The 25770-nt window shown below is 73.6% G+C and carries 16 protein-coding genes; 5 read left to right on the top strand and 11 right to left on the bottom strand.

Annotation, left to right across the window (positions count from 1 at the left end; genetic code table 11):
* Nucleotides 1–14 precede the first annotated feature (14 nt).
* The 5 genes from WMF31_RS21995 (at nucleotide 15) to WMF31_RS22015 (ending at nucleotide 12106) form a co-directional block, all read left to right on the top strand.
* Entirely contained in the window at nucleotides 15–1715 is a 1701-nt protein-coding gene (locus WMF31_RS21995) for a TIGR02677 family protein (RefSeq protein WP_436603833.1), read from the top strand.
* Nucleotides 1712–3028, top strand: coding sequence for a TIGR02678 family protein (locus WMF31_RS22000; RefSeq protein ID WP_436603834.1), 1317 nt, complete (start codon nucleotides 1712–1714; stop codon nucleotides 3026–3028). Before WMF31_RS21995 ends, WMF31_RS22000 begins: the two co-directional genes overlap by 4 nt.
* A complete protein-coding gene (locus WMF31_RS22005) occupies nucleotides 3025–7209 on the top strand; it encodes a TIGR02680 family protein (RefSeq protein ID WP_436603835.1) in 4185 nt (1394 codons plus the stop codon). Before WMF31_RS22000 ends, WMF31_RS22005 begins: the two co-directional genes overlap by 4 nt.
* Nucleotides 7206–8501, top strand: coding sequence for a TIGR02679 family protein (locus WMF31_RS22010; protein ID WP_436603836.1), 1296 nt, complete (start codon nucleotides 7206–7208; stop codon nucleotides 8499–8501). The genes WMF31_RS22005 and WMF31_RS22010 overlap by 4 nt, the downstream gene beginning before the upstream one ends.
* Before the next feature lie 665 nt (nucleotides 8502–9166).
* Complete coding sequence (locus tag WMF31_RS22015; protein ID WP_436603837.1) at nucleotides 9167–12106, top strand: type VI secretion system Vgr family protein; 2940 nt, start codon at nucleotides 9167–9169, stop codon at nucleotides 12104–12106.
* A 3-nt stretch (nucleotides 12107–12109) separates the two neighbouring features.
* Here the strand turns inward: WMF31_RS22015 and WMF31_RS22020 are convergent, their stop codons facing one another.
* The 11 genes from WMF31_RS22020 to WMF31_RS22070 all read right to left on the bottom strand — a co-directional run bounded on the left by WMF31_RS22020 (nucleotide 12110) and on the right by WMF31_RS22070 (nucleotide 25411).
* Complete coding sequence (locus WMF31_RS22020) at nucleotides 12110–13873, bottom strand: hypothetical protein (protein WP_436603838.1); 1764 nt, start codon at nucleotides 13871–13873, stop codon at nucleotides 12110–12112.
* A 374-nt stretch (nucleotides 13874–14247) separates the two neighbouring features.
* On the bottom strand, nucleotides 14248–14454 hold the full coding sequence (locus WMF31_RS22025; RefSeq protein ID WP_436603839.1) for a hypothetical protein: 207 nt from the start codon (nucleotides 14452–14454) through the stop codon (nucleotides 14248–14250).
* Nucleotides 14455–14610: 156 nt separating this feature from the next.
* Nucleotides 14611–15783, bottom strand: coding sequence for an aminotransferase class V-fold PLP-dependent enzyme (locus WMF31_RS22030; RefSeq protein WP_436603840.1), 1173 nt, complete (start codon nucleotides 15781–15783; stop codon nucleotides 14611–14613).
* A gap of 222 nt (nucleotides 15784–16005) precedes the next feature.
* Complete coding sequence (locus WMF31_RS22035; protein ID WP_436603841.1) at nucleotides 16006–17868, bottom strand: RCC1 domain-containing protein; 1863 nt, start codon at nucleotides 17866–17868, stop codon at nucleotides 16006–16008.
* Between the two features lie 111 nt (nucleotides 17869–17979).
* Nucleotides 17980–18954: a protein kinase domain-containing protein gene (locus WMF31_RS22040; protein WP_436603842.1), complete on the bottom strand. Its 975-nt coding sequence runs from the start codon at nucleotides 18952–18954 to the stop codon at nucleotides 17980–17982.
* 221 nt (nucleotides 18955–19175) lie between these two features.
* The gene (locus WMF31_RS22045; RefSeq protein ID WP_129347601.1) at nucleotides 19176–19388 is read right to left on the bottom strand and encodes a DUF6755 family protein; all 213 of its coding nucleotides are present in this window, start codon (nucleotides 19386–19388) and stop codon (nucleotides 19176–19178) included.
* A 2-nt stretch (nucleotides 19389–19390) separates the two neighbouring features.
* Nucleotides 19391–20047: a ubiquinol-cytochrome c reductase iron-sulfur subunit gene (locus WMF31_RS22050; RefSeq protein WP_436603843.1), complete on the bottom strand. Its 657-nt coding sequence runs from the start codon at nucleotides 20045–20047 to the stop codon at nucleotides 19391–19393.
* 2 nt (nucleotides 20048–20049) lie between these two features.
* Nucleotides 20050–20730, bottom strand: coding sequence for a 4Fe-4S dicluster domain-containing protein (locus WMF31_RS22055; protein WP_436603844.1), 681 nt, complete (start codon nucleotides 20728–20730; stop codon nucleotides 20050–20052).
* A 19-nt stretch (nucleotides 20731–20749) separates the two neighbouring features.
* Complete coding sequence (locus WMF31_RS22060) at nucleotides 20750–23017, bottom strand: molybdopterin oxidoreductase family protein (protein WP_436603845.1); 2268 nt, start codon at nucleotides 23015–23017, stop codon at nucleotides 20750–20752.
* 11 nt (nucleotides 23018–23028) lie between these two features.
* Nucleotides 23029–24105 carry an MFS transporter gene (locus WMF31_RS22065; protein ID WP_436603846.1) on the bottom strand — a complete coding sequence of 359 codons (1077 nt, stop codon included), beginning with the start codon at nucleotides 24103–24105 and terminating at the stop codon, nucleotides 23029–23031.
* A gap of 94 nt (nucleotides 24106–24199) precedes the next feature.
* Nucleotides 24200–25411 carry an MFS transporter gene (locus WMF31_RS22070; RefSeq protein WP_436603847.1) on the bottom strand — a complete coding sequence of 404 codons (1212 nt, stop codon included), beginning with the start codon at nucleotides 25409–25411 and terminating at the stop codon, nucleotides 24200–24202.
* Nucleotides 25412–25770 lie beyond the last annotated feature (359 nt).

Below are 25770 nucleotides of genomic sequence, written 5' to 3' on the forward strand. Positions count from 1 at the left end.
AGCGCACAGGAGTCATGGAGGAGTCGCCGGCGAGGCTTCCAGCCTTTACCTACCTGACGGTCGAGAACGCGCCGCTCTATCGCGCCATCATGCGCTCGTTCGTCGAGGCGCGGGAGCGCTTCGTGCTGCACCTCAGGCCGGCCGACGTCCTCCGCGCGGTCCGCGACGGCGGCGTCGACGCGACCGCCGTCGACGCCGCGCTCCAGCAGCTCTGCGCGTGGGGGAACCTGCAATCGCACCTCGACACCGCGGATGTCGCCACCGTCGAGGAGTTCTACCGGCCGCGCTTCCTCTACCAGCTCACGCCCGAGGGAGAGGCCGTGGAGCGCGCCGTCGGCGCCTATGTCGAGGCGCTCGCGCAGCGCGGCGAGCTCCAGGCCGCGGCGCTCGACGACATCCGCACGCTGCTGGAGAGCGTCACGGCGATGCTCTCGCGGCCGGAGCTCGACGACAGCGCGGTCCACCTCGCGCTCTCGACGCTCCGCGCGCGCTTCGACGAGCTCACCTCGCAGGCCCAGGCGTTCATGGGCAGCCTCCAGCGCAGCATCGACCTGCACGGGGCCGGCGTGGCGAGCTTCCTCGCCTACAAGCAGCGCCTCATCGACTACCTCGAGCGCTTCGTCGGCCAGCTCGTCATCGCGACCGCGGACATCGCGGAGCTGCTCGGCCGCGTCGACCCGGCGGCGGCCCGGCGGCTCGCCGAGAGCGCCGGCCGGCGCGAGATCGCCGACGCGATCGACGGCGAGGCGGCCGACCTGGAGGCCGCCGCCGCGCGGTGGGAGGCGCGGATCGAGGGGCTGCGCGGCTGGTTCATCGGGCGCCCGGGCGTGCCGTCGCAGGCGGAGGAGCTCCGGGCCCGCGCCCGCGCCGCGATCCCCGCCCTGCTCGCCGCGATCGCGAGCCTGCACGACCGCCGCTTCACCCGCAGCGACCGGGCGGCCGACCTCCGCATCCTCGCCCGCTGGTTCGCCGAGTCGCCGACCGACGAGGACGCCCACCGGCTCTGGCGCGCCGCGTTCGGCCTCGCCTCGGCCCGGCACCTCTTCGTCGACCGGGAGGCGCTCGCCGAGCGCGAGGCGGCGCCGGTCCCCGCCGGCCGCTCGTGGCTCGACGCGCCGCCGCTCCGCATCTCGCCGCGACTCCGCGCCACCGGCCGGCACGCGCGGCCCGGGCGGCCGAACGACGTCATCGACCGCTCCCGCGAGAAGGCGCTCCTCCTCGCGCACGAGGGCGAGGAAGAGCGCGCCCTCGCCGCGGCGCGCGCCCGGCTCGCCACGGGCCGGCCGACGCGCCTGTCGGAGCTCGGCGAGCTCGCGCCGCTCGCCTTCGACCTGCTCCTCGACTGGCTGGGCGAGGCGCTCGCCGCGGGCGGCGGCGAGACGACCTCGACGGATGGGTCGATCGCCATCTCGCTCGTCCCCACGAACGACGGCCGGGTCGCGACCGTCGAGACGCCGGCGGGCACCTTCCGCGGGCCGGATCACCTGCTCACGCTGCGCGCGCTCGTGCCGGTGCTGGAGCCCGCGCCGGGGCCGGAGCCCGCGCCGGGGCCGGAGCCCGCGTCCGCGCCGGATACACCCGCGCCCGCGCCGGATACACCCGCGCCGGATGCGCCCGCGCCCGCGCCCGCGCCGGAGGGCATGGCCCCGGCGCGGCCTCGCGCGCCCACGCTCCCGGGGACGGCGTCGCCTCAGGCGCCGGCGGAGCGCGCATGACGCACGCCCTCGAGGCCCAGGAGCGGCACGAGCAGCAGAAGGCGCTGCGGGCCCTCCTGCGCCACCCCCTCCTGCCGGCCTCGGGCGCGCACGCCGCCTCGTTCCTGCTCGTGCGCCGCCACGCCGCGGCGCTCCGCGCCTGGCTGGGCCGCTACCCCCGCTGGTCGCTGCTCGTCGAGCCCGAGCAGGCGCGCCTGCGCAAGACCCCGGCCGACCTCGCCGACGGCACGCGCCCCGCGCTGGATCCGCACCACGGCACCCCGTTCACCCGGCGCCGGTACGTGCTGCTCTGCCTCGCCCTGCTCACGCTGGAGGGCGAGGATCGCCAGACCACGCTCGGCCGGCTCGCCAGCCGCATGGAGGACCACTTCGCCGGCGATCCGGCGCTCGCCCGCGCCGGCGCCTTCGAGCTCGCGGCGCAGGACCACCGGCGCGATCTCGTCCACGTGGTCCGCCTCCTCCTCGCGCTGCGCGTGCTCGCGCGCGTCGCCGGCGAGGAGCAAGGCTTCCTCGCCGATCAGCGGCGCGACGTGCTCTACAACGTGAGCCGGCCCGCCGTCGCCGCGATGCTGAACGTCCGCCGCGGGCCGTCGACGCTGGAGACGACCGGCGCGGCGGACCTCGCCGCCCGCCTCGCGGGCGTGGTCGAGGAGCTCGCCCCGGAGACGGACGACGCCCGCAACCAGGCGCTGCGCGCCCGGCTCTTCCGGCGGCTGCTCGACGATCCGGTCGTCTACTACGACGATCTCGGCCCGGACGAGCGCGCGTACCTCACGACCCAGCGGCCGTTCATCGTCGGCGAGATCGAGCGGGCCACGGGGCTCGTCGCCGAGGCGCGGCGCGAGGGGCTGGCGATGGTCGACCCGGACGGGGAGCTCAGCGACCTCGCCATGCCGGAGGAGGGCACCGAGGGGCACCTGACGCTGCTCGTCGCGGAGTGGCTCGCCGGCCGCGCGCGCGACGGCCAGCTCGTCGGCCGGGCCGCGGTCGAGCAGCGCGTGGCCGAGCTCATCGCCGAGCACCGCGGGCGCTGGCGGAAGGCCGTGGTCGGCGCCGGCGCCGAGGTCGAGCTCACCGACAGGACGCTCGCGCGGCTCGCCGCGCTCCGCCTGCTGCGCTGGACGCCCGCGGGGATCGCGCCGCTGCCGGCGATCGCCCGGTACGCGGTCGCCGCGCCCGCCGCCCCCACGCCCCGCGCCGGCGCGCTGCTGCCCGCCCCGGCGGCCGCGCCCCGCGCCGGCGCGCCGCGGCCCGCCACGCCGGCCGCCCCGGCGGCCGCGCCGCGCAGGAGGACCCCCAGGAGGACGCCGTGACCTTCCCATCCCCCGTGACCCGACGCTGGCAGCCGCTCCGCAGCGGGCTGCTCAACCTCTACCGCTACGACAGCGAGGAGTTCCTCTTCGAGCACGGCCGGCTCTTGCTCCGCGGCAACAACGGCAGCGGCAAGTCGCGCGTGCTCGCGCTGCAGCTCCCGTTCCTGCTCGACGGCGAGGTGAGCCCCCACCGCCTGGAGCCGGACGCCGACCCGGCCAAGCGCATCGAGTGGAACCTGCTCCTCGGCCGCCACGAGGAGCGGCGCGGCTACACCTGGCTCGAGCTCGGCCGGCGCGACGACGACGGGGCCGAGCACTACCTGACGCTCGGCTGCGGCCTGCACGCGGTCGAGGGCCGGGGGCTCACCGGCAAGTGGCTCTTCGTCACCTCGAAGCGCGTCGGCCGCGACCTCTCCCTGGAGAGCGCCGGGGCCGCCATCGGGAGGGAGCGGCTCGAGGCCGAGCTCGGCGATCGCGGCGAGGTGTTCACGAGCGCCGCGGCCTACCGCGCCGCGGTCGACCGCCGGCTCTTCCAGCTCGGCGAGCGGTACGGCGCGCTGCTCGACCTCCTGATCCAGCTCCGGCAGCCGCAGCTCTCGCGCAAGCTCGACGAGGCCCAGCTCTCCAGGGCGCTCTCGAGCGCGCTGCCGCCGGTGCCGCCCGCGGTCGTGGCCGATCTGGCCGAGTCGTTCCGGAGCCTCGAGGCCGATCGCGCGGCGCTCGAGGGCTTCGCCGCGGCGAGCGCGGCGGCGTCGTCGTTCCTCGACGAGTACCGCCGCTACCTGAAGGTCGCGGCGCGGCGGCGCGCGGCGGGGGTGCGGGGCGCGCACGCCGCGTACGAGGCCGTCCTGCGGGAGCTGCGCGCGGCGGAGGTCGCGCTCGACGAGGCGAGGGCCGCCGGGGAGCAGGCGGCAGCGCGCGAGCAGGAGGCCGAGCTCGCGGCGCGCGGCGCGGCGCGCGAGGTCGAGACCCTGAGCCGGCGCCCCGAGATGGACCAGGCGCGCGCGCTCGACGAGGCGCGCCGGGCGGCGGCGGCGGCCGCGGCCGAGGCGCAGGAGGCGGCGCTCGAGCACCGCCGCGCCGAGGAGCAGGCCGCGCGGCGCGCGCTCGACCGCGAGGAGGCCGAGGCGGGCGCGCGCGCCGAGCGCGACGCGCTCTCGGAGGCGACCGCCGCCGCCGCGGAGGCCGCCGCGGTCGTCGGGCTGCCCCCGCCGGCGCTGCCGGAGGGGTGGGAGGCCGACCTCTCCCGCGCGCTGCCGGGGGCGCGGGCGCGCTTCGACGCGGGCGTGGCCGAGCGCCGCCGGGGCGCGGCGCACGTGCGCAAGCTCGAGGCCGAGCTCGCGGCGGCGCGCGCCGCGCGGGAGCGCGCGGAGGCGGCGCTGGAGGGCGCGGCCGCGCGGCTGGAGCGCGCGCGGGAGCGGGCCGGCGAGGCGCTCGCGCAGCGCGAGGCGGCGGCCGAGGCGCTCGTCGCCGCGTGGAGCGCGTGGGCGCGCGCGCTCGTGGAGCTGCCGATCGGGGGCGCGGCCGTCGAGGAGGTGGCCGAGGCGCTCGCGGCGTGGGCCGAGCACGGCGACGGCGCGAGCCCCGCGGCGCAGGCGGCGCAGCGCGCGCTCGCCGACGCCCAGGGGTGGCTCGCCGCGGCGCGGGCCGAGGCGGACCGCGCGGTCGCGGAGGCGGAGGCGGCGCGGCGCGCGCTGGAGGACGAGCGGGCCGAGCTCGAGCGCGGCGCGCACCGCGCCCCGCAGGCGCCGCCGTGGCGCGCGCAGGGCGCGCGCGAGGGGCGGCCGGGGGCGCCGCTCTGGCAGCTCTGCGACTTCGATCCCGGGCTCGACGCGGACGGGCGGGCGGGCCTGGAGGCGGCGCTCGAGGCGGCCGGGCTGCTCGACGCCTGGGTGACGCCGGACGGGCAGCTCCTCGCCGAGGGGGTGCTCGACGCGGCGCTCTCGGGCGCCGGGCTGCCGGCGCTCCCGCTCGAGCAGCAGCTCGGCCGCTGGCTGCGCGCCGCGCCGGCGCCGGACGTGGCCGGCGTCGGCGCGGCGGGCGCTGGCGCGGACGGCGCGGCCGCTGCGCCGCACGCCGCGCCGCCGGTGCCGCCGGACGTGGTGCGAGAGGTGCTCGCGCGCATCGGCGCGGGCCGCGGGGCGGGCCGGGTGTGGGTCGACGTCTCGGGCAGCTTCGCGCTCGGCCCGCTGCGCGGCGCGGCGGCCAAGGCGGAGGCGGAGCACCTCGGCGCGGCCTCGCGGGAGGCGGCGCGGCGGCGGCGGCTCGCGGCGATCGAGGCGGAGCTCCGCGGGGCGGCGCAGGCGCGCGCGGACGCGCTGGCCGCGCGGGCCGAGGTCGACCGCCGCGAGCGCGTGGCCCGCGACGAGGCGGCCGGCGCGCCGTCCGACGCGCCGGTGCGGCGCGCCCTGGCGGCGGAGCAGGCGGCGGAGGCGGCCGTGGCCGACGCGCGCGCCGCGCTCGCGGCCGAGGAGGAGCGCGCCCTCGCGCGGCGGCAGCGCGAGGCGCAGGCGCTCGCGGAGCGGGACCGGGCCGCGGCGGATCTCCGGCTCTCGGCGTGGGTCGGGGCGCTCGACCGGCACGACGCGGCGCTCGAGGCGCTGGTCCGCGCGGCGGCGGCGCTGTGGCCGACGGCGCGCGCCGCCGAGGCGGCGCTCCGCCGCGCGCGCAGGGCCGAGGAGGAGGCGCGGCTCGCCGGGGAGCGCGTCGTCGATCGCGCGGAGGCGCGGCGGCGCGCCGCGGCCCGCCTGCGCGAGGCGGAGGTGCACCGGGACACGCTGGAGCGGACGACGGGGGCGCTGGTCGACGAGATCCTGCGGCAGCTCGCCGCGGCGCGGGAGCGGCGCGAGGCGCGCGAGGCGGAGCACCGCGCGGCGCAGCGCGCGCACGGCGACGCGCGCGTCTCGGAGGCGCGCGCGCAGGGGAGGATCGAGCCGCTCCGCGAGCGGATCGAGCGGGCGGCGCGCGAGCGGGCGGCGCACATCGAGGCGCTCGCGGTGATGGCGCGGGCGCGGCTGCTCGCGGCGCTGGATCTCGCGGACGTGGAGCCCGGGGCGGAGGGGGCGGCGGGGTGGTCGCCGACGCGGGCGGTGGAGGTGGCGCGGCGGATCGAGGCGTCGAGCGGCGACGTCGAGCACGACGACCGGGCGTGGGAGCGGCTGCAGCGGGGGATTTTCCGGCACGTCGAGGCGCTGCGGGACGCGCTCTTGCCGCACGGCTACGGGCCGCAGACGACGAGCGAGGACGGGCTCATCGCGGTGACGGTGCCGTTCCAGGACCGGACGTGGGCGGTGCACGAGCTCCGGGCGATGCTGGCGGACGAGGTGGCGCACCGCCGGACGGTGCTCGACGCGCGCGAGCGGGAGGTCCTGGAGAACCACCTCATCGGGGAGGTGGCGAGCCACCTGCACGATCTGCTGCACCGGTGCGAGGCGATGGTGCGCGACATGAACCAGGAGCTCGCGGCGCGGCCGACGAGCACGGGGATGCGGCTGCGCTTCTCGTGGGCGCCGCTCGCCGACGGCCCGCCCGGGCTGCTCGAGGCGCGGCAGCGGCTGTTGCGGGCGGGCGGCACGTGGTCGCCGGCGGATCGCGCGCTGCTCGCGCGGTTCCTGAAGGATCGGATCGAGGGGGAGCGCGCGCGCGGCGAGGCGGCGAGCTGGCAGGAGCAGCTCTCGGCGGCGCTCGACTACCGGGCGTGGCACGCGTTCGCGGTGGAGCGCCACCAGGACGGCGCGTGGAAGCGGCTGACGCGGCGCACGTACGGGACCGGCTCGGGGGGCGAGAAGGCGCTGGCGCTGACGATCCCGCAGTTCGCGGCGGCGGCGGCGCACTACCGCAGCGCGCACCCGCACGCGCCGCGGCTCATCCTGCTGGACGAGGCGTTCGTGGGCATCGATCCCGACATGCGGGCGAAGTGCATGGGTCTGCTCGCGGCGTTCGATCTGGATTTCGTGATGACGAGCGAGCGCGAGTGGGGGTGTTACGCGACGCTGCCGGGGCTCGCGATCCACCAGCTCACGGTGAGGCCCGGCATCGACGCGGTCGGGGTGACCCGGTGGGTGTGGAACGGGCGGGAGCGGGTGCGCGCGGGCGGGGCGGCGGGGCCGGCGGGCGCGGGCGCGCCGGGGCCGGCGGGCGCGGGCGCGCCGGGGCCGCTGTTCGGTGACGGGGCGGCGTGAGCGGGGACCGGCTGCGGGCGGTGCTCGGCGCCCGGGAGCTCGGGTGGATCATGGAGAAGGCGCGCCGGCGGCTGGAGCGCGGCGAGCCGCTCGAGGGCGCGGTGGTGCAGCGCCGCGATCCGACGGCGGCGGAGCGCGCCGCGGTCGAGCGCCTGCTCGGCCGGGTGAGCCGCGGCGCGGGGCTGCGGGTCTCGCTGGACGAGCTGGGGCAGCTCCTGCGGGGGGCGGAGCTCTGCGACGGCGTGGAGGCGGCGGTGGAGGCGCTGACGGGGCCCGTGCGGGATCTCCGCGCCGAGGCGGCCCGGGCCGAGGCGGCCTTCCAGGCGGTCTTCGAGGAGGCCGCGGCGTCGGGCGACGGCCGGCCGGAGGTCGGCGCGTGGCTCGACGATCTGCGCGCGTCGGGGCTCGTGCGGCGGCTGTCGGGCGGCGAGGTCGGGGCGGCGCGGCGGCTGCTCGGGCAGGCGGTGGAGGTGGTGCGCCGCCTGCCGGCGGAGGGGGTTCCGCTGGCGGAGCTCGCGGCGGCGGTGACCGGGGACAGCCACGCGCTCGACGCGGGCGCGCCGCTGGGCGCGCTGGTGCTGCGGTTCGCGGCGGCAAGCTCCGGGGTGACGGACTGGGAGCGCGCGGCGGGGCGGCGGGAGGCGTGGGACGGGGTGGGCGTGCTGCTCGACGAGCTCAGCGCCCCGGTGCTGGTGCTCAACCTGGGCGCGGCGCCGGACACCCTGGCCGGGCGGGTGCTGTCGCTGCACGCGGCGGCGGGGGAGCCGTGCCGGCTCTCGGTCCGGCAGCTCCGGCGGGCGCCGCCGCGGTTCGAGGTGGCGGGGGGCTCGGGCGGCTCAGGCGGCTCGGGCGGCTCAGGCGGCTCAGGCGGCTCGGGCGGCTCGGGGGGCGAGGTGTTCGTCTGCGAGAACCCGGCCATCCTGGCGGCGGCGGCCGATCGCCTGGGGCCGCGCGGGGCGCCACTCGTGTGCGTGGAGGGGCAGGTCCGGACCGCGGCGCGGCTGCTGCTGGAGCGGCTCCGCGAGGCCGGGGCGACACTGCGGTACCACGGCGATTTCGACTGGGGCGGCGTGCGCATCGGCAACGTGGTGATCGGGCGGCTCGGGGCGGTGCCGTGGCGGTACGGGGCGGCGGAGTACCGCGCGGCGCCGAAGGGGGCGGCGCTCGTGGGGGCGGAGGTGGCGGCGAGCTGGGACGAGGAGCTCGGCGCGGCGATGCGCGAGGAGGGGCGCGCGGTGCACGAGGAGGGGGTGGTGGAGGAGCTGATCGAGGATCTGCGGAGGGGTCGCTGACGGTGCGCGGCCCCCGCGCGAGGAGATCCCGCCGCACTTCCCCGCCGGGGCCATGGATGTCGACGTGGACGGTCATGGTCCACGGCCACCGCTCGGCCGTCGCGTTGTGCCAGGGCAGCGTCGGGTGTGCCAAGGGAGGGGGGTCCGGCACAGGCACAACCGCAATGCATTGCGACACACCGCGTGCCAGAACCCCCTCCAACGCTCTGCGGAGCGTTCATTGGGGGTATTTTTGCGCCAAACAGCGCCAGAATTCGCGAAATTCTGTGCCATTTACCCCTTCGAGGCGCTCGATTCTGTGCCAGAGGGGGGGGTCCGGACCCCTCCGGACCGCAATCCACTGCGTTCGCGCGGGCTCGGGACCCCTCCCCGACCGCTCTCCACTGCGTTCGCGCGGGCTCGGGACCCCTCGTGGGCCGCTCGCCGCTGCGCTCGCGCGAGCTCGGGCTCGGGCGCTCTCGAGCGCCGCGGTCGAGGGCCCCTCGTCGCCGCAGGCATCCGTTCTGGCGACCGCCTCCTCGCGTGGTGCGTATCGTCGCCATGGCCTCGCGTCGGACGAGGTGGCCCCGCGCGACGCAGCTCACCGGGAGCGGCCCCTGGGAAAACCCGTGGAACCAGGCCGTGCCCTCGGGCGATAGTTGCGGCTTCTCACCCGAGGGACGCCCATGAAAGACATCCTGTCTGCTCGCCTGGAGTCACGCGCCTTCCCCGCCGACGCGGTCGCGCTGTACGCGCTCGAAGGGCGCGAGGTCATCTCGCAGCTCTTCGAGTTCCAGCTCCACGTCGTGTGCAAGAGCCCTGAAGGCCTCCACGAGGAGGCGCTCCTCGCCGAGCCCGCCGCGCTCGTGTTTTACCGGGGCGACCGCGAGGTGCGGCGGCTCTTCGGGGTCGTCTCCGTCGTGCGCGACGCGCTCCACACCGAGACGCTGCACATGGCCTACACGCTCACGTTCGTGCCGCGCGCCTTCCGGATGACGCTCACCGAGACGTCGGAGATCTTCATGGACCTCTCGGTCCCGGAGATCCTCAAGAAGAAGCTCGAGCGCGCGGGGCTCCACGAGGGCGACGACTTCGAGCTGCGCCTGTTCGCGTCGTATCCGCCGCGCGAGTACGTGGTGCAGTACAAGGAGACGGATCTCCAGTTCGCCTCGCGCCTGGCCGAGCACCTCGGCATCTCCTTCTTCTTCGAGCACCGGGACGGCCGCGACGTCCTCGTCTTCTCCGACGCCAACAGCGGCTTTCAGCCGATCGAAGGCGGCGGGCGCGCGCAGTTCTACCCCCGGGGCGAGCAGGTGGGCGTCCACCGGCTGGAGGGCACGACCCGCACGATCCCGAGCCGCTACGTGGTCAAGGACTACAACTACCGGACACCGCACGTGCCCTTGATGGCCGCCGCGACGGTCTCGGACGCGGCCGGCGGCGATATCGTCGAGTACGGCGCGCACTTCAAGACGCCCGACGAGGGCGAGCGGATCGCGGTCATCCGCGCCGAGGAGCTGCGCGCCGGGCGCAAGGTGTTCGAGGGGGCGAGCGACGTGCAGGCCCTCGGCGCAGGGGCGCGGTTCATGCTGGAGGGCCACCCGCGCGGTGACGTCGAGCTGCTGCTCGTCGAGGTGCGCCACCGGTTGCAGCAGGCGACGCTCAACACGGGCCGGGGCGAGGAGCACGCTTATGCCAACGAGTTCCGGGCGATCCCGTTCGCGACGACCTACCGGCCGCCGCGCGTCACGCCCAAGCCCCGGGTGCACGGCGCCATCACGGGGGTCATCGACGCGGCCGCCAAGGGCCAGTACGCGGAGGTCGACGAGGCGGGCCGCTACCGCGTGCGCTTCCTGTTCGACACGAGCAGCGCCGAGGACGGCAAGGCCTCGCGGCTCGTCCGCATGGCCCAGCCGCACGCGGGGGCGGGTTACGGGTTCCACTTCCCGCTCCGGAGCGGCGTGGAGGTCATCCTCACGTGCATCGATGGCGATCCGGACCGGCCGATCATCACCGGGGCGGTCCCGAACCCGCACACGCCGAGCACGGTCGACGCCAAGAACTCCCGGCGCAACGTGATCCGAACCGGCGGGAACAACGAGATCAACCTCGATGACACCGAGGGCGAGGAGCGCATCAAGCTGTCGACGCCGTTCGGGGGAGCATCGTTCCAGCTCGGCTCGCCGAACACGCCCGAGGCAGGGGCCGCGCTCACCACGACGGAGGCGTTCACGGCGGTCGCCACGGCCGGCGTCAACACGCTGACCTCGGCGAGCACCGCGATCACCGACATCGCATCCGTCCTGGCCTCATCCAGCATCACGCAATTCGCAACCGGCGGATCGACGCTCAAAGACGCGCTGTTCAGCCAGAAAACCCTGAAAGCCCTCGACGCACTCCCGAAAGTCGCAAAGAGCGCGCTCGATATCCCAAAGAAATGGGACGCCTACCAGCAGGCGAAGGCGAAGGAGGAGGTCGTCATCAAAGAGGAGCACATGAAGAGAGTGCTCGCAGAGGCCCAGAAGAAGGATCCCTATCCGGAGCTCGATCCGCCCATGAGGTTCGACCGTTACGGTGTACCCAGGGCGATGACGAAAGAGGAATGGGAATCGGAGAGACCCGCATACGCGCAGGCGACCGAAGCCACCAAGAACTTCAACGACGCGAAGCAACGCGCAGACGATCTGGCAAAGAAGATCGACGAAGAGGGCCAGGCACTACGAAAAGTCGCCATGGGGGTGGACGTGGCCTCGGGCGTCAGCGGGCTCGCAAAAGGACTCGTCGATGGCTACAAATCAAGCAAAGACCTCATCAACAACCTGGCACAGAGAGCCGGGAAGACCGCGGACGTCGCATCCGTGATCACCGCGAAGAGCATGGCCGCTGCCGGCACCGCATTCGCCGGCGTGGGCCGCGTCGCGGGCGTGATCCCCGGCATGGGATCCCCCCATTTCCTGGGCGGCGCGGTCAACTCCGCGGTGCTGATCGGCATGGCCGACGCGTTCGTCGGCGGAACCACCTGCGCCGCGCTGTCCTCCGGCGGACAGGCGATCGTCTCCGGGGGCGCAGCGGCGCTGCTGAAGTCGCCGCGCACTGTCTCGATCGGATCGGGCGCCGTCACGCTCATCAATGCCGGCTCGAGGCTCAGCCTCCACTCTAAATATTACGCATCGGTCTCAAAGGAATCGACCCAAATCCAAAGCGGCGGAACCATGCGACTCAAATCATCTTCCGCCCTCAACGCGAGCGCAAACAACATTCAGCTCGAATCCAACGGCAAGATCGACATCCAGTCCACCGGAACCACGACGATAAAATCCTCTACAGACCTCGACGAAATGGCGTCCAAGATTCGCATCCACGCAAGCACCGACGCAGAGATCAAAGGCGGGGGATCCGTGGAAGTCAAGGGCGGCAACTGGGGGATGGTCGCAGCGTCCAACAAAGTCACGGTGGGCAACGGCTCCGATGGCGTCGAGGTCACCAGTAGCATGACCGAGATCCGGAAGGGAGCCTGCAAGTGCACCGTCACTGCTGGCGTTGCCAGGCTGGCGAAGGGAAACAACAGCGTTCAATGCTCGTCGTCGAAGGTAACCGTGAACGGAAATCGCATTGACCTCGGCTAGCGCTCAGCGAATCATTAGCCAGACGACAAGCACGAACGGGGCCACCAACAAGATCACGATGCAGGGCACAAAGATGGCCAGGTATCGCCGGTCTATTTTTATTCTCTCCTCCTCCTCCCGCCGCCGCTGCTCCGCCTGCTGAGCGCAGGCCTTCTTGAAGGAGGCCATGAATTCTGAATCGGACGGGAAACCGAGATCCTCTCGGCTCGACTTCCTGGGCCTGGGCTCCTTACCACTGTCGAAGAGCAGCGTGCCCCCCGGGCCGAACTTCCATGCGAGCCCGTCCTTGCCGAAGAGCCAGAACGCGCCATCGGGGCATACGGCAAGGGTCATGTTGTATCGGGGCAACCCGTCGCGCTTCGATTCCAGGACGACGCTCTGCTCACCTCTCGCGCTGATGCGCACCAGTTGCTCGTGGCGGAGAAGATAGACATTACCGTGAACATCAGCACCCAGGTTGCAATATATTGGCACCGGCGAGTCCGACGAGATCGCCACGCCGTACATTTTTCGTCCGCTGGCGTCGAATCGGGCTATCTCATCCCAGCTTATCAAGTAGACCGACCCGTCCGGACCACAATGGACGCGCGCACCCCCGCCGCGCATTTGCACAGGATGGTCGGCAAGCTCACACGGTCCTCTCAGACCATTGTCCGCGTGCCCCCCTGAAGCGCTGGGAGGCCAGACGGGTATCTCCACGCCGTTCGAAGCAATCCGCCGCAACTTATTCCCTTCCAGGATCAGCAGCGAACCATCGACGCAACAGGTCAAGTCGTCGCCACCACCAAGTTGCTCGACAATTCCCGGCGGCGCGCACTCTATACCATCCTCGGGCATGCCGGTCTCGGAAGACAGCCAGGGTTGCGGTGACTTGTTCTGGACTGTCACGAGGAGCGCGCCCTTGGGAGAGAGCACGAGGCGCTTGGCCCGCGGGCGACCGCGCTGGATCCAGCGGACGCGCAACAAGGGATCGACGGACCAGAGCACGTGATCGAACCGAAACTTCGGCTCGAAGTTCTTGCCCGAGAACCAGCGCCCCTGCTTGGTTGCGCAGTACAGGTTGCCATCCGCGTCGACGGCCACCTCCGGCGGCTCGTCTTCCCAGTCAAAGAGGCCCGCCGCCACGGCCTGCGCGGCGGGAGCACGACCGGCGATCGACGGGTCGAAGCAGAGGAACCAGCTCGCCGCCACCTTCCTCCGCCCCCGGTACACGAACTCGTCGGGCACGTGCACGCTCGCGCTGCAGAACCGGCAGGTGCACGCTCGGTTCACGCCGTCGAACGGCACCGGCGATCCGCACTGCGGGCACGGGAAGGTCGCCGCCTCCGCCGCGCCTGCAGACGCCGTAACGGCCGGGTCGGGGTCCTCGCCGACCAGGTGTGTGATGTTCGGGAGCGCCTCGGCGAGCTCCACGGGCACCTTTCGCACCCAGGTTCGCTTGGCGCATCGGTCGCACGTGAGCGTCGCTTGATCGCGGACCTCCCGGATGCTCTCGACGGGGATCTCTTTCTCACAGCCGTGGCAGGTGGCCGCGCGCCGCGTGTAGGTGACCGAGAGCTTGCCCGTGGACGTGGACCGCCCCTCATTCGGCAACATCTTCGGCCCGTCGTAGGTCGGGTGGCGGAGCAGCGCCTGCCAGAGATCGACGGCAACGGTCGCGGGCCTGCCGCAGCTCGTGCAGCTCACCTCGCGGGCCAGCGTGTTCACCGGCATCGGCAGCCGGCAGGTGCCGCACTCCGTGTGGACCTTCATCGCGACGCTGATCATGCTTCCCCTCTCCTCCTCCGGCTTCCCGCTCCTTCGTCCGGGCGTCTGCCCCCCATGGCCCCGGCGTAGGCACACCGGTCGTACGCTACCTCAGGGACGCCGGCGGCGCGATGGCCTGGCATCCCGGCGATGCGGCCCCCCGCGGCGCAACGTACGAGGGCACGCCGCTCGTCGGGCGAAGACGCGGCGCGCTCGTGCGAACGCGCGCGGGGCGCAGGCTTCGCCCCCGCCGCGGCGGGTATGCGCCCGACCTGCGCCGCCCGGTACATGTGGAGTACGGCCGCCAGATCCTCGATCCTGCGCTGCTCGACGCGCCGACAGGCCGGCTGTCCCGGCGCCGCGCAGGGCCGGGAGCGGGATCGGGGAACGTCGAACTACGCCGCCTGACAGCAGCTCTCCTTCACCCCGCACTCGCCGGCGCGCTCGCCTTCACACGTCCCGACCTCGACGCCGTCGACGAGGCACGCGCACCTCGTCCCGCCGCCGGCGGGCGTCTCGCACTGCGTCTCGTACCGCTTGCCGTGACACGTGGACGCGCACCCGCACGGCGGGTCGACCGCGCCGCCTCCTCCGATCCGCACCCGGCGAGGAAGCCCATCGCACCCACCAGCAACGCCTTGCCCGACCGATTCATGAGCGCTCGCATGGCGCGAGGCTATCCCGGCCCTCATGCGCCGAGGCCGCCCAGCAAGAAACGGACGTGTGGCCCGCGGAGACGCCGCGCCGACGTGCCTGCATCAGGCCGCGGCGAGCGCGGCGACGAAGCGGTCAATCTCGGCCTCGTCGTTGTAGTAATGCACGGAGGCGCGCACCAGATCGGGGATCCCGCGGACCTCGAAGTCGAGCAGCGCCCCCGCGGCGGTCGACACGCTGACATGGATCGCCTGGGCGCCGAGCCGCGTCTTGACGGCCGTGGCGTCCTCGCCGGCCTTCGTGAAGGTCACGATGCCGCAGCGCTGCTCACCGAGGTCGCGCACCGCGACCCCCGGGAGCTCGGCCAGCCGCGCGCGCAGGCGCTCGGCCAGCGCGCAGATCCGGTCGCGGATCGCGGGCAGACCCAGCCGGAGCGCGTAGTCGGCGGCCGCGCCGAGCCCGAGCCGGCCGGCGACATAGCTCTCCCAGCACTCGAACCGCCGCGCGTCGGGCCGCAGCGCGTACCGGTCCGGCGCGGTCCAGCGGGCCGCGTGCAGGTCGAGAAACGGCGGCTCCAGCCGGTCGAGCATCGCGCGCCGGACATAGAGGAAGCCGGTGCCGCGCGGGCCGCGCAGGTACTTGCGCCCCGTCGCCGACAGGAAGTCGCAGCCGATCGCGTCGACGTCGATCGGCATCTGCCCCACCGACTGGCACGCATCGAGCAGGAAGGGCACGCCCGCCGACCTGGCGCGACGGCCGATCGCCTCCGCCGGGTTGACCAGCCCGCCGTTCGTGGGGACGTGCGTGATCGCGATCAGCTTCACCCGCTCGTCGAGCAGGCGATCGAGCGCGGTCAGCGAGACGGCGCCGCGCTCGTCGCTCGGGACCGGGACGATCTCCGCGCCGGTGCGCCGCGCGACCTGCAGGAACGCGATGTAGTTCGAGGCGTACTCGGCCCGCGCCGTGAGGATGCGATCGCCCGGGCCGAAGCGGAGCGAGTAGAACGCCATGTCCCAGGCGCGCGTGGCGTTCTCGACGAGCGCGATCTCGTCCGGTGTCGCGCCGATGAGCCGCGCCACCGAGCCGTAGACCGCCTCGATCCGCGCGCCCGCCTCCGCCTCGGCCTCGTAGCCGCCGATGGCCGCCTCGCGGCGCAGGTGCTCGACCACCGTGTCGAGCACGACGGCCGGGGGCAACGACGACCCCGCGTTGTTGAAGTGCAGGACGCTGGCGCAGCCCGGGGTGTCGCGGCGCAGCGCGGCGATATCCATCGTCATGACGTGAGCTCCTCGCGAGGCCGACACGCTGCCGGCGAGGCGGCTCGACGTCAATCGAGGCGAGCGGCGACGAGAGCGAGAGCGGCAGCGAGGGCGAGAGCGCGAGCGGCAGCGAGGGCGAGGGCGCGGGCGCCGGGACCCGGGAGATAGCGTCATCGCGCTCCTCACCAGAGGCTCGCGGCGCCGGGTGCCCTGGCGCGCCGCCCGTGACCCGCTGACGGATCAGGGGCTCTCGAAGAGCTCGATCGCCGGGAGGGCGTCCCCCATCGTGCCGGGCTCGTGGCCGCGGGGCAGCGCGTCGCCCAGGCCGAGCTGGCCGAAATCGTTGCGGCCCCAGCACTTGACGCGGCCGTCGGTCAGCAGCGCGCAGGTGTGCTGCGCGCCCGCGGTGATGGCCTGCGCCGTGGCCCCCTCGCCGAGGTCGACCGGGGGCAGCGCGTCGCCCATCTCGCCCGGGGCGCCGCCGCGGTCCAGCATGTCGCCCAGGCCGAGCTGGCCGAGATCGTTGCGACCCCAGCACTTGACGCGGCCGTCGGCCAGCAGCGCGCAGGTGTGATACTCGCCCAGGGCGAGCTGCGTGACGGGCGCGCCCACGTCCACCTCGTCGAGGTGCTCGCCCATGTGGCTCGTGTCCGTGCCACGATGGAATCGATCGCCTGCACCGAGCTGACCATAGGCGTTGTGCCCCCAGCACTTGACGCGGCCGCCGGTCAGCAACGCACACGTATGGAAGCGCCCCGCCGAGAGCGCCTGGGCCGGCTCTCCCCCCAGATCGACGGCAGGAAGCGCGTCCCCCATCTCGTCCGGATCATCCCCACGGAAATCCATATCGCCGAGCCCGAGCTGGCCGGCGCTGTTGGCGCCCCAGCACTTGACGGCTCCACCGTTCAACCGCGCGCAGGTGTGCGTCTCGCCCAGGGCGAGAGAGAGCGCCACGTTGCCGCCGCCGAGGCTCACGTCGGGGCCCTGCGCGAGCAGCCGGTCTTCCTTGTCGCCGAGCCCGAGCTGCCCGTGCTCGTTATAGCCCCAGCACCGGGTCGCGTCGCTCGCGATGGCACACGTGTGAGCAGCCCCCGCGGCCACCGAAGCCGCCACGCCGCCCAAATTCACCGCCTCCAGGAGATCGCCCATCTGGTTCGCCGCGGCGCCGAGCGAGGCGACCGGGCCAAGCCCGAGCGCGCCGGCAGCGCTGGTCCCCCAGCACTTGACCGCTCCGGTGGTCAGCCGCGCGCACGTATGCGCGCTGCCCAGGGCGAGCGATTCGACCTTCGCGTCGGCGCCGAGATCCGTCACCGGCAGCTCGCTGCCCATCTGACCCGGCAAGCCGCCACGAGACACGGTATCGCCGAGGCCGAGCTGGCCGCCGCCGTTGTATCCCCAGCACTTGATCCGCCCGGTATTCAGCGCCACGCAGGTATGGAAGTAGCCCGCCGCGAGCGTGACGACCCTCTCCCGCTCGCAGCTCGCCGCGCACCCGTCGCCGTCGACGACGCCGCCGTCGTCGCACTCCTCTCCCGCGGACACCCAGCCATCTCCGCACGCGCAGTCGTCGCCGTCCTCGTTCGTTTCGCCGTCGCAATCCTCATCGTCGCCGCCGCCGCCGCACACCTCCGGCTGCGGCGTCACCTCGCCCTCGCAGCCCCCCACGGGGTTGCCCCGCTCGTCACACCGCTGGAGCCCCGCGCGACAGGCCCCGATCCCGTCGGTCCCCTCTGGACCCGAGTAGCAAGGCACCGAGTCGCCCGGCGTGTGCACGGGCGTCGCCCCGTCGCACGCGTCGATCGTGCAGGCATTCCCGTCGTCCGGCACATCCGTGGGCAGCGGCGCCTGCCTGGCGGAGCCTGCGCCGTCGCACACGCGCTGCGCGCAGTCGCCGGCGATCTGCTCGGGCAGCGGCTTGCCCTCGGCGGCGTCCTCGAAGACGCAGGCGCCCTCCTGGCACGCCACGGCGGTGCGGCACGCCGGCTCGGCGGCCCTGCAATCCGCGACCGTGAGGCACCCCGCGTCGAACGGGAGGCCCTCCCGGAGCCCGGCCTCCTGGCCGCAGCTCGCCGCCGCGACGAGCGCCGCGATCGCACCCACCATCCCCCTTCCCATCGCTCTCATCACCGCGCCCCCGCACAGAGGAAGAACGAACGCGCGCGGCCATCGCGCGCGGCACGCAGGTCTGGTCATGGGCTGCTCCTTGAAGCTGGATCAGCGCAGCGGCTCGCGCGTCCGCTCGGGCGGAACGCTCGCCGCTCGCGCGGCTTTCGATATCCCGGTCACGAGATCGGTGCGTGCGCCGGCGCCCCGCGGCGAGCTCGCTGACTTCGACGCTGGAGGGCTCGCAGGGGTGCCCGGAGGGTGCCTCTCCTGGGTGGATGACGTCGCAGACGATGCCTTTCCGACCCCCGCCGGCGGCGGGGCGGATGACGGCCGCGCCTCGACGGCCTCGGGGGGTGGGTCCTCCGGATCGTGCGGCGATGACGCGGCCGGAGCGCTCACCGCGTACGAGACGGCGGCTCGCACGTGGCCGCGGTCCGCCTCGGAATACAGCGTGAACCACGACAGGTACGCCGAGATCGCGCTCACGCCGAGCGCCGCGCTCGCGAGCGCACGCGCCCGGTGACCGGCCATCGACCGGCCGGGCGCGCCGGTCTGGTCCCAGGCGGAGCCGGTCGAGACGACCTCCTCCGGCGGGCCCTCCGGCGCGACCTCCGGCGGGCCTGCCGGCGTGGTGGCAGGCGGCGGGCTCGCCGGGTCGCCGGGCATGTCCCGGTGGATGATGCCGAGCGCGTGCGCCTCGGCGAGCGCCGTCGACGCCTGGAGCGCAGAGGTCGCGGCGTCCTCGACAGGCAGCGGACCACCCGCCTGCACGATCTGCCGTGGATCCGCGCCCGACAGGAGCTCGATCACGATCAGCAGCTCACCCGTCGGCAAGCGCCCGAGCTCATGGACACGCGCCACGTGCTCGCCCCCGAGGCGAGATGCGTTGTCCGCCTCCCCGAGGAATCGCTCCTCCGCACGCGGGTCCCTGATCGCCTCGGGCAAAAGGAGCTTGATCGCGCGCCGCTCGTCCAGGTCGAGGTGGCGCGCCGCCACGACGTACCCCATTCCCCCCTTCCCGAGGACGCTCTCCACGCGGTACTTGCCGAGCAGCACGGATCCCGGACGAATCAGCGCTTCCATGACGCCAAAACGCGCTCCCCCCTCGGGGCTGCGGGCGAGGAACACACCGCAGCACACGCGACCGCGCTACGTTATCAGGGCAACGCGAGATGTCCAGTCATGCCCTCATTTCTCAAACCGAGTCTCCCGAGAACACATGACCGCATCCGTCGCGTCCGGAAACGTCGACTCCGGCGCCGGCCTGGACGAAGCCGCGCCGCCTCCCGTCGCCCGCAGCAGCGCTACAGGTACCGCAGCAGGCCGAGGTTGAGCAGCAGGCACCCCGCGCTCGCCGCGAGCCCCGGCCACACGACCGAGTCGTCACCGCCGAGCCACGCGTTCATCGTCGCGGTGAGCAGCCAGAGCTGCAGCACCACGAGGATGATCACGAAACACAGGATCCCGTACACGATCGGGCCGCGCTGCTGACGCGTCCACCGGCGCTCGACGCTCATGGCTACACCGTCCTCTTCTCGACGCCGACGGCGTAGACCTCGCCGTCCACGACCTCGAGCTCGATCTTCGGCAGCGGCCGCGGCGGCGGGCCGGCGATGTTCCGCCCCGTGCGCAGGTCGAAGTAGCCCGCGTGGCAAGGGCAGTGGAGCACCCCCTCCTCGATCCGCGGGACGACGGCGCACGCGAGGTGCGTGCACGCCTGGCTGTAGGCCAAAAGCTCGCCCTCGGGGGTGCGGATCAGCAAGCAGGGGTCGTGCTCGCCGGGGTAGTTGAACATCCGCGCCGAACCGGCCTCGACCTCGGACAGCGCCGCGATGCGCGCGCGCGGGTGGGCAGCGCGCCCGCGCCGCGCGAGATCCTGCGCGGCGATCCACCCCTGGCCCGCGGTGAACGCGCCGCTCGTCAGGACCAGGAACTTGGCGAAATCCCGGCGCGCCACGAGCTGGTCGGCCGGCCAGTCGATCGGGAAATCCTTGCGCCACTGCGGCTGCTGCTCGAGCGGCGCCCCGTCCGGCGGGACCGTCACGTCGTCCGGCTCGGCCGCCGGCGCGTACGCGCTCGCGGGCGCGGTCCCCGTCAGGCCCTCGCGCCCCGGCGTGTCGAGCCGCGGATCGAGCGCGAGATCGTCTTCAAAGCGTCGCTGCGGGTCGTGGGCCACGGCTAGACCTCCACCTCGGCAAACGGGTCGACGTCGGCCGGCACCCGGGCGACGCCATCGTCCTGGAGCACGCGCATCTTCACCATGCGGGGACGGGCGCGCTCGTCCATCGCCGCCGTCACGTCGATGTGCGCCGGCGGCGCGTCGGCCCGCGGCGCCATCACGTTGACCCGCGTGGTGATCGTCTGGTCCCCGAAGCGGAACCGGTTCGTCGGCATCGACTGCGGGCGCAGGGCGCGCACCTGCTCGCGCGTGCCGAAGAACAGCGCCTGGCTCGGGCAGACCGTGGCGCACATCGGCTTCTTCCCGACCGACGTGCGGTCGTAGCACATGTCGCACTTCATCATGAGCTGCCGGTCGGCGTAGAGCTCGGGCACCCCGAACGGGCACGCCATCACGCAGTTGCCGCAGGCGATGCACCGCGGCTTGCGCGCGCTCTGCACGACGCCGTCGCCCGTCCGCTTGATCGCGTCGGCGGGGCAGACCTCGGCGCACGTCGGCTGCTCGCAGTGCATGCAGACCACAGGCACCGTCTGCACGCTCTCGGGGCGGTGGACGTACTCCAGGTGGATCATCGACTCGCCGCGGTGCGTGTCGCACTCGCTGCACGCCTGGACGCACGCCTGGCAGCCGATGCAGCGGGTGGCGTCGACGAAGAACTCGAGGTGCGCGGGCACGGACATCGCTGGATCCTCTCGGCGGCTACTGCTGCGGTTCGAGGCGCGCCGCGTAGCCCGGCGCCCCGTCGGCCTTGCGCACGCGGCACGCGCAGACCTTGTACTGGGGAATCTTGCTGATCGGGTCCTGGGCGGCGACCGTGAGCCGGTTGGCGCTCTTCTCCCCCGCCCAGTGGTACGGGATGAAGATCGTGTCGGGCCGGATGGTGGTGACGACCATCGCCCTCAGCGTGATCGCGCCGCGGCGCGTCTCGCACGTGGCCCAGTCGCCGTCGGCGATCCCGAGCTTGTCCGCGAGGCGCGGGTGGATCTCGATCCGCGGCTCGGGGTACTGCCGGACCAGCGGGCCGATGCGGCGGGTCTGGCTGCCCGAGAGGAACTGGCTCACCACGCGCCCCGTCGTCAGGAAGAGCGGGAACTCCTCGGAGACGTCGTCGGCCGGCGTGCGGTACTCCGCGACGTTGAAGCGCGCCTTGCCGTCGGGGAAGTAGAACGGGCCGGCGCCGCGCGCGACGGGGTTGTAGCTGCCAGGCTCGAAGAGCCGCGGCGTGCCGGGGTGATCGGGCGTCGGCCGGCCGGTCTCCGGATCCTCGGCGTAGCACGGCCAGAACACGCCCATCTGCCGCTCGATCTTCTCGTACGTGATGCCCGAGTAGTCGGCGACGCCGCCCTTGCTCGCTGCGCGCAGCTCGTCGAACACCTCGCGCGGGCTCGAGAACGTGAAGCCGTGCGGCCGGCCGAGCGCGCGCGCGAGGTCCTGGAGGATCACCCAGTCGCGGCGCGCCTCGCCGGGGCAGTCCACCGCCTTGTTGATCTTGATGACCCGGCCCTCGACCTGCGTGACCGTCCCCTCGTCCTCCTCTTGCAGGCTGCCCGGCAGCACGAGATCGGCGTGCCGGGCCGTGTCGTTCAGGAAGAAGTCGATCGCGACGTAGAACTCGAGCTTGTCGAGCGCGCGGGCGATGAACTCGTTGTCGGGCAGCGAGATCTTCGGGTTGAAGCAGATCGAGATCAGGCCCTTGATCTCGCCCGCGTCGATCTTGCGGAACATCTCGTACGCGTCGACGCCCGGGCCCGGGATGTCCTTCTCGTCGACGCCCCACACCGACGCGATGTGCCGCCGGTGCTCGGGGTTCGAGATGTCGCGCCAGCCGGGGAGCTGGTCGCACTTCTGGCCGTGCTCGCGCCCGCCCTGCCCGTTCGCCTGCCCGACGATCGTCCCGTAGCCGCTCTTGGGCCGCCCGATGCGCCCGGACGCCAGCACGAGGTTGATCGTGCCGAGCGCGTTCTGCACGCCGTTCGAGTGGTGCTCGATGCCGCGCGCGTGCAGGAGGAAGCTCGACCTCGCCGTGCCCCACAGCTCGGCGGCCTTGCGGATCGACCGCTCCGGCACGCCCGTCACCTCCGCCGTGCGCGCCGGCGTGAAGGCGCGGCAGTGCTCGGCGACCTGCTCGAAGCCGACGGTGTGCGCCGCGATGAACTCCCGGTCGATCCACCCGTTCTCGATCATCAGGTGGAGCACGCCCGCGAAGAGCGCGGCGTCGCGCCCCGGGCGCACCGGGAGGAACAGATCGCAGGTGCGCGCGATGGGGGTGATGCGCGGATCCTGGACGATGATCTTCGCGCCCTGCTCGCGCGCCTGCCAGACGTAGTTCGTCGTGATGGGGGAGCACTCGGCGACGTTGGAGCCGGCGATCCAGATCACCTCGGTCCCGACCATGTCCGACCACGGGTTGGTCGTGCGGTCGACGCCGAACGCCTTCTTGTTGGCGGCGCCCGCGCTCACCATGCAGAGCCGGCCGTTGTAGTCGATGTACGGGGTCTTCAGGCACACGCGCGCGAACTTGCCGAGCAGGTACGTCTTCTCGGTCGTGAGGCTCGCGCCCCCCAGGACGCCGATCGCGGCGTCGCCGTGCGCCCCCTGGAGGCGCCGGATCTCGCCCGCCGCGAAGGCGATCGCCTCGTCGTACGGCATCGGCCGGAACCCGGCCGGCTGCGACGGGTCGCGGCGCACGGCGGTCAGCAGGCGATCGGGGTGCGACCCCTGCAGGTAGCGCTTGACCCCCTTGGGGCAGAGCATCCCGCGGTTGAACGGGAACTCCTCCCACGGCTCGAAGCCGATGACCTCGTTGCCGCGGACCTTGAGCTGGATCCCGCACTGCTGCCCGCAGAAGCAGCAGTGCGTCTTGACCAGCCTGTCGGGCTCGGTGGAGGTGCCGGCGCGCGTCGACGCCGACAGGTGCGGGCCGAACTGGCGGGTGATCTCGAGGTCGTCGACCGGGATGGTGGCCATGGCGTCGGTCCTTACGTGCGGGAGGTGTCGTCGGGCGCGGGCCGCGCGGGCGCGGCCCAGAGCGCGCCCTGCGCGAGGCCGAACATCGCGCGGCGGCACCTCGGGCAGATCTGCTGGTAGTGCTCGGCGCGGCCGTTGTGCAGCTCGTACTTGAAGCCGAGGTCGCGCTCGACGGCCTCGAGGTCGCGCACCATGGCGAGCGGCGCGAACGGCGCGTCGCAGCGCCGGCACCGCGCCTGCTCGCCGCGCGCGCCCGCGTCCTTGTAGAAGGCGACGCCGAGCTGCGCGGGGCGCTGGAAGATGTGGAAGAACTTGCCGAACGGCAGCCAGAGCAGCGTGAAGATGACCGTGACGGCGTGGAGGATCGCCAGGAACGAGTAGGCGTAGCCCTTCATCCACGTGTAGCTCACGGTGAGCATCAGGCCCGTCACGCTGACCGCGCACAGCAGGATCAGCGGGAGCACGTCCTCGCCGAACTGCTGCACGGCCGCCGCGCCGCGGTCGATCATGCGGCGCCGGAACGCGAGCATCACGCCGACGATCACGAGCACCGAGGCCCAGACGAGGCCGTGGAAGATGATGAAGGCGAGGAGCGAGCCCGCGTGGAAGTCGCCCGCGGCGAAGCCGAACACGAAGGTGCGGTACGTGTCGAGCGCGCCGGGCACCGTCTCGAAGTGGATCCAGCCCCAGACGAGCGGGAACGTGATCGCCGAGGCGACGAGGCAGCCCCACATGATGGCCCAGTGCGCCGCGCCGCGCAGAAAGCCGCGCCGGAAGATGAAGCGGTTGGCCGCGACCTCGACGGCGCCGCGCCTGGCCAGCGTCGCGAGGTTGGCGAGCAGGGACCGGGGCGCGAAGAACGCCTGCCAGCCGCGGCGCCAGTACATCCGCGTCGGCGGCCGCTGCAGCCACATCGTGTAGCGGTAGGTGATCCCGAACGTCGCGAACAGCGTCGCGAACGTGTAGCCGACGAGCGCGGCGTCGAAGTGCGCCAGGTCGCGCGAGCCGACCACGATGAGGACGGCCAAGAGCGCGGTGAGCGCGAGGCCCCACGCGATCGCGCGCGTGCGTTCATGTCGCCGATTCATGGGCTCCCAAGCTTTACTCCGGGGTGACCGACGCGGGCAATGAAACCCTCATGCGCGCGGCGGTCACGGTGGTCCTGCGAGGCGGTCACGGTGGTCATGCGAGATCGCGCGCGCGCGTCGCCCCGTGCGCCGTGGCGCGCGCCGGCCGGCCGCTCGCCCAGAGCAGCGCGAGGCACACGAGCGCGAAGGCGCCGAGCAGCGCGAACCCGGGCGCGTACGCGCCCGTCGCCTGGTGCACCACGCCGAGCGCCAGCGGGGGGAAGAACCCGCCGAGCCCGCCGGCGGCGCCGACGAGGCCGGTCACGCTGCCGATCGACGCCGGGAAGTACTCCGGGACGAGCTTGAAGACCGCGCCGTTCCCGAGCCCGATCGCGGCCGCCATGCCGAGCGCGCCGACGGTGAACGCGCCGATCGCCGGCACGGCCATCAGCGCCGCCATCGCCGCGATCGCGGGGAACACCGCGAGCAGGATCCGCCGGCCGCCCACGCGGTCGGCGAGCACCCCGCCGAGCGGGCGCGCCGCGGTCGCGAGCACCACGAAGCCCGCGGTGCGCAGCCCCGCGTCCTGCGGGGTGAGGTGGAACAGGTCGGTCAGGAACGTCGGCAGGTACACCGCCATGGCGACGAAGCCGCCGAACGTCAGGAAGTAGTACAGGCTCAGCGCCCAGCTCCGCCGGTCCGCGAGCGGGCGGAGCACGTCGCGCAGCGGCCGCGCGGGCTGCGGCGGCCCCGCGTCGCGGGCGAGCGCGGCGAACGCCACGAGCCAGCCGAGCGCGATCAGGCCGAAGGCCCAGAAGCCCCAGCGGAAGCCCAGCGCGCCCGCGACGAGCGGCGCGCCGAAGGCCGCGAGCGACTGCCCCACGTTGCCCGCGCCGTACACGCCGAGCGCGGCGCCCTGGCGCGAGGCCGGGTACCAGCGGCTCACGAAGCCGACGCCCACCGAGAAGCTCGCCAGCGCGATGCCGAGCGCGAACCCGCACGCGAGGAGCTGGCCGTAGCTCGAGACCGCGCCCATCAGCCCCACGGCGACGGCCGACGCGGCCAGCACGGCCAGGAAGACCCGGCGCCCGCCGTACCGATCGGCCAGCATCCCGAGCGGCACGCGCCCCAGGCTCCCGAGCAGCACGGGGATGGCCAGCGCGAGGCTGACCTCGACGGGCCCGAGATCGAGCCTGCGCTTCAGGATCGGCATCATCGCCGAGACGGAGCCGAACACCGCGAAGCACGCGGCGAACGCGCCCGTCGCCATCGTGAGCTGGAGCGCATTCCCGCGCAGCTCCGCCGGCGGCCTCGATTCGCTTCTCATCACCGTCCCACTCTCTGTTTGCGCGCGTCCGCTCGGCGCCGCGGTGAGGCTCAGCGCCTCGACGCGCGACGCAAAAGCAACGGGCGTACCACGCAAAAACACCGCGCGCGGCGCGGCGCGGGCTGCCCGCGACGCAAACGATGCGCCTCGTTCGCGCAGGTGTTGCACCTGTCCCGTCTCGCCCTTCGCTGCGGGAGGTGGGGCAATCTGGGTGCTCACCGGAGGGGCTGAGGTGCAGGCGCGCCACAAGAGGGGGTGGCCGTGATGGGGGGTGTACGCCCGAACGACTCGCCCTCTCCCAGGTCCCGGCGGTGTGAGCCAGGCGCGATGCCCGAGGAGTCGACGCAAGGGCGCGAGGT

Origin of the sequence: Sorangium sp. So ce1036 (assembly GCF_051369805.1) — a bacterium.
In the GTDB taxonomy this organism is placed as follows: Bacteria; Myxococcota_A; Polyangia; order Polyangiales; family Polyangiaceae; genus Sorangium; species Sorangium cellulosum_F.

Coding starts and splice junctions, on each gene's coding strand:
- WMF31_RS21995 (WP_436603833.1), top strand. CDS start 15: ATGGAGGAGTCGCCGGCGAGGCTTCCAGCCTTTACCTACCTGACGGTC.
- WMF31_RS22000 (WP_436603834.1), top strand. CDS start 1,712: ATGACGCACGCCCTCGAGGCCCAGGAGCGGCACGAGCAGCAGAAGGCG.
- WMF31_RS22015 (WP_436603837.1), top strand. CDS start 9,167: ATGAAAGACATCCTGTCTGCTCGCCTGGAGTCACGCGCCTTCCCCGCC.
- WMF31_RS22020 (WP_436603838.1), bottom strand. CDS start 13,873: ATGATCAGCGTCGCGATGAAGGTCCACACGGAGTGCGGCACCTGCCGG.
- WMF31_RS22030 (WP_436603840.1), bottom strand. CDS start 15,783: ATGACGATGGATATCGCCGCGCTGCGCCGCGACACCCCGGGCTGCGCC.
- WMF31_RS22035 (WP_436603841.1), bottom strand. CDS start 17,868: ATGGTGGGTGCGATCGCGGCGCTCGTCGCGGCGGCGAGCTGCGGCCAG.
- WMF31_RS22040 (WP_436603842.1), bottom strand. CDS start 18,954: ATGGAAGCGCTGATTCGTCCGGGATCCGTGCTGCTCGGCAAGTACCGC.
- WMF31_RS22045 (WP_129347601.1), bottom strand. CDS start 19,388: ATGAGCGTCGAGCGCCGGTGGACGCGTCAGCAGCGCGGCCCGATCGTG.
- WMF31_RS22055 (WP_436603844.1), bottom strand. CDS start 20,730: ATGTCCGTGCCCGCGCACCTCGAGTTCTTCGTCGACGCCACCCGCTGC.
- WMF31_RS22060 (WP_436603845.1), bottom strand. CDS start 23,017: ATGGCCACCATCCCGGTCGACGACCTCGAGATCACCCGCCAGTTCGGC.
- WMF31_RS22065 (WP_436603846.1), bottom strand. CDS start 24,105: ATGAATCGGCGACATGAACGCACGCGCGCGATCGCGTGGGGCCTCGCG.
- WMF31_RS22070 (WP_436603847.1), bottom strand. CDS start 25,411: ATGAGAAGCGAATCGAGGCCGCCGGCGGAGCTGCGCGGGAATGCGCTC.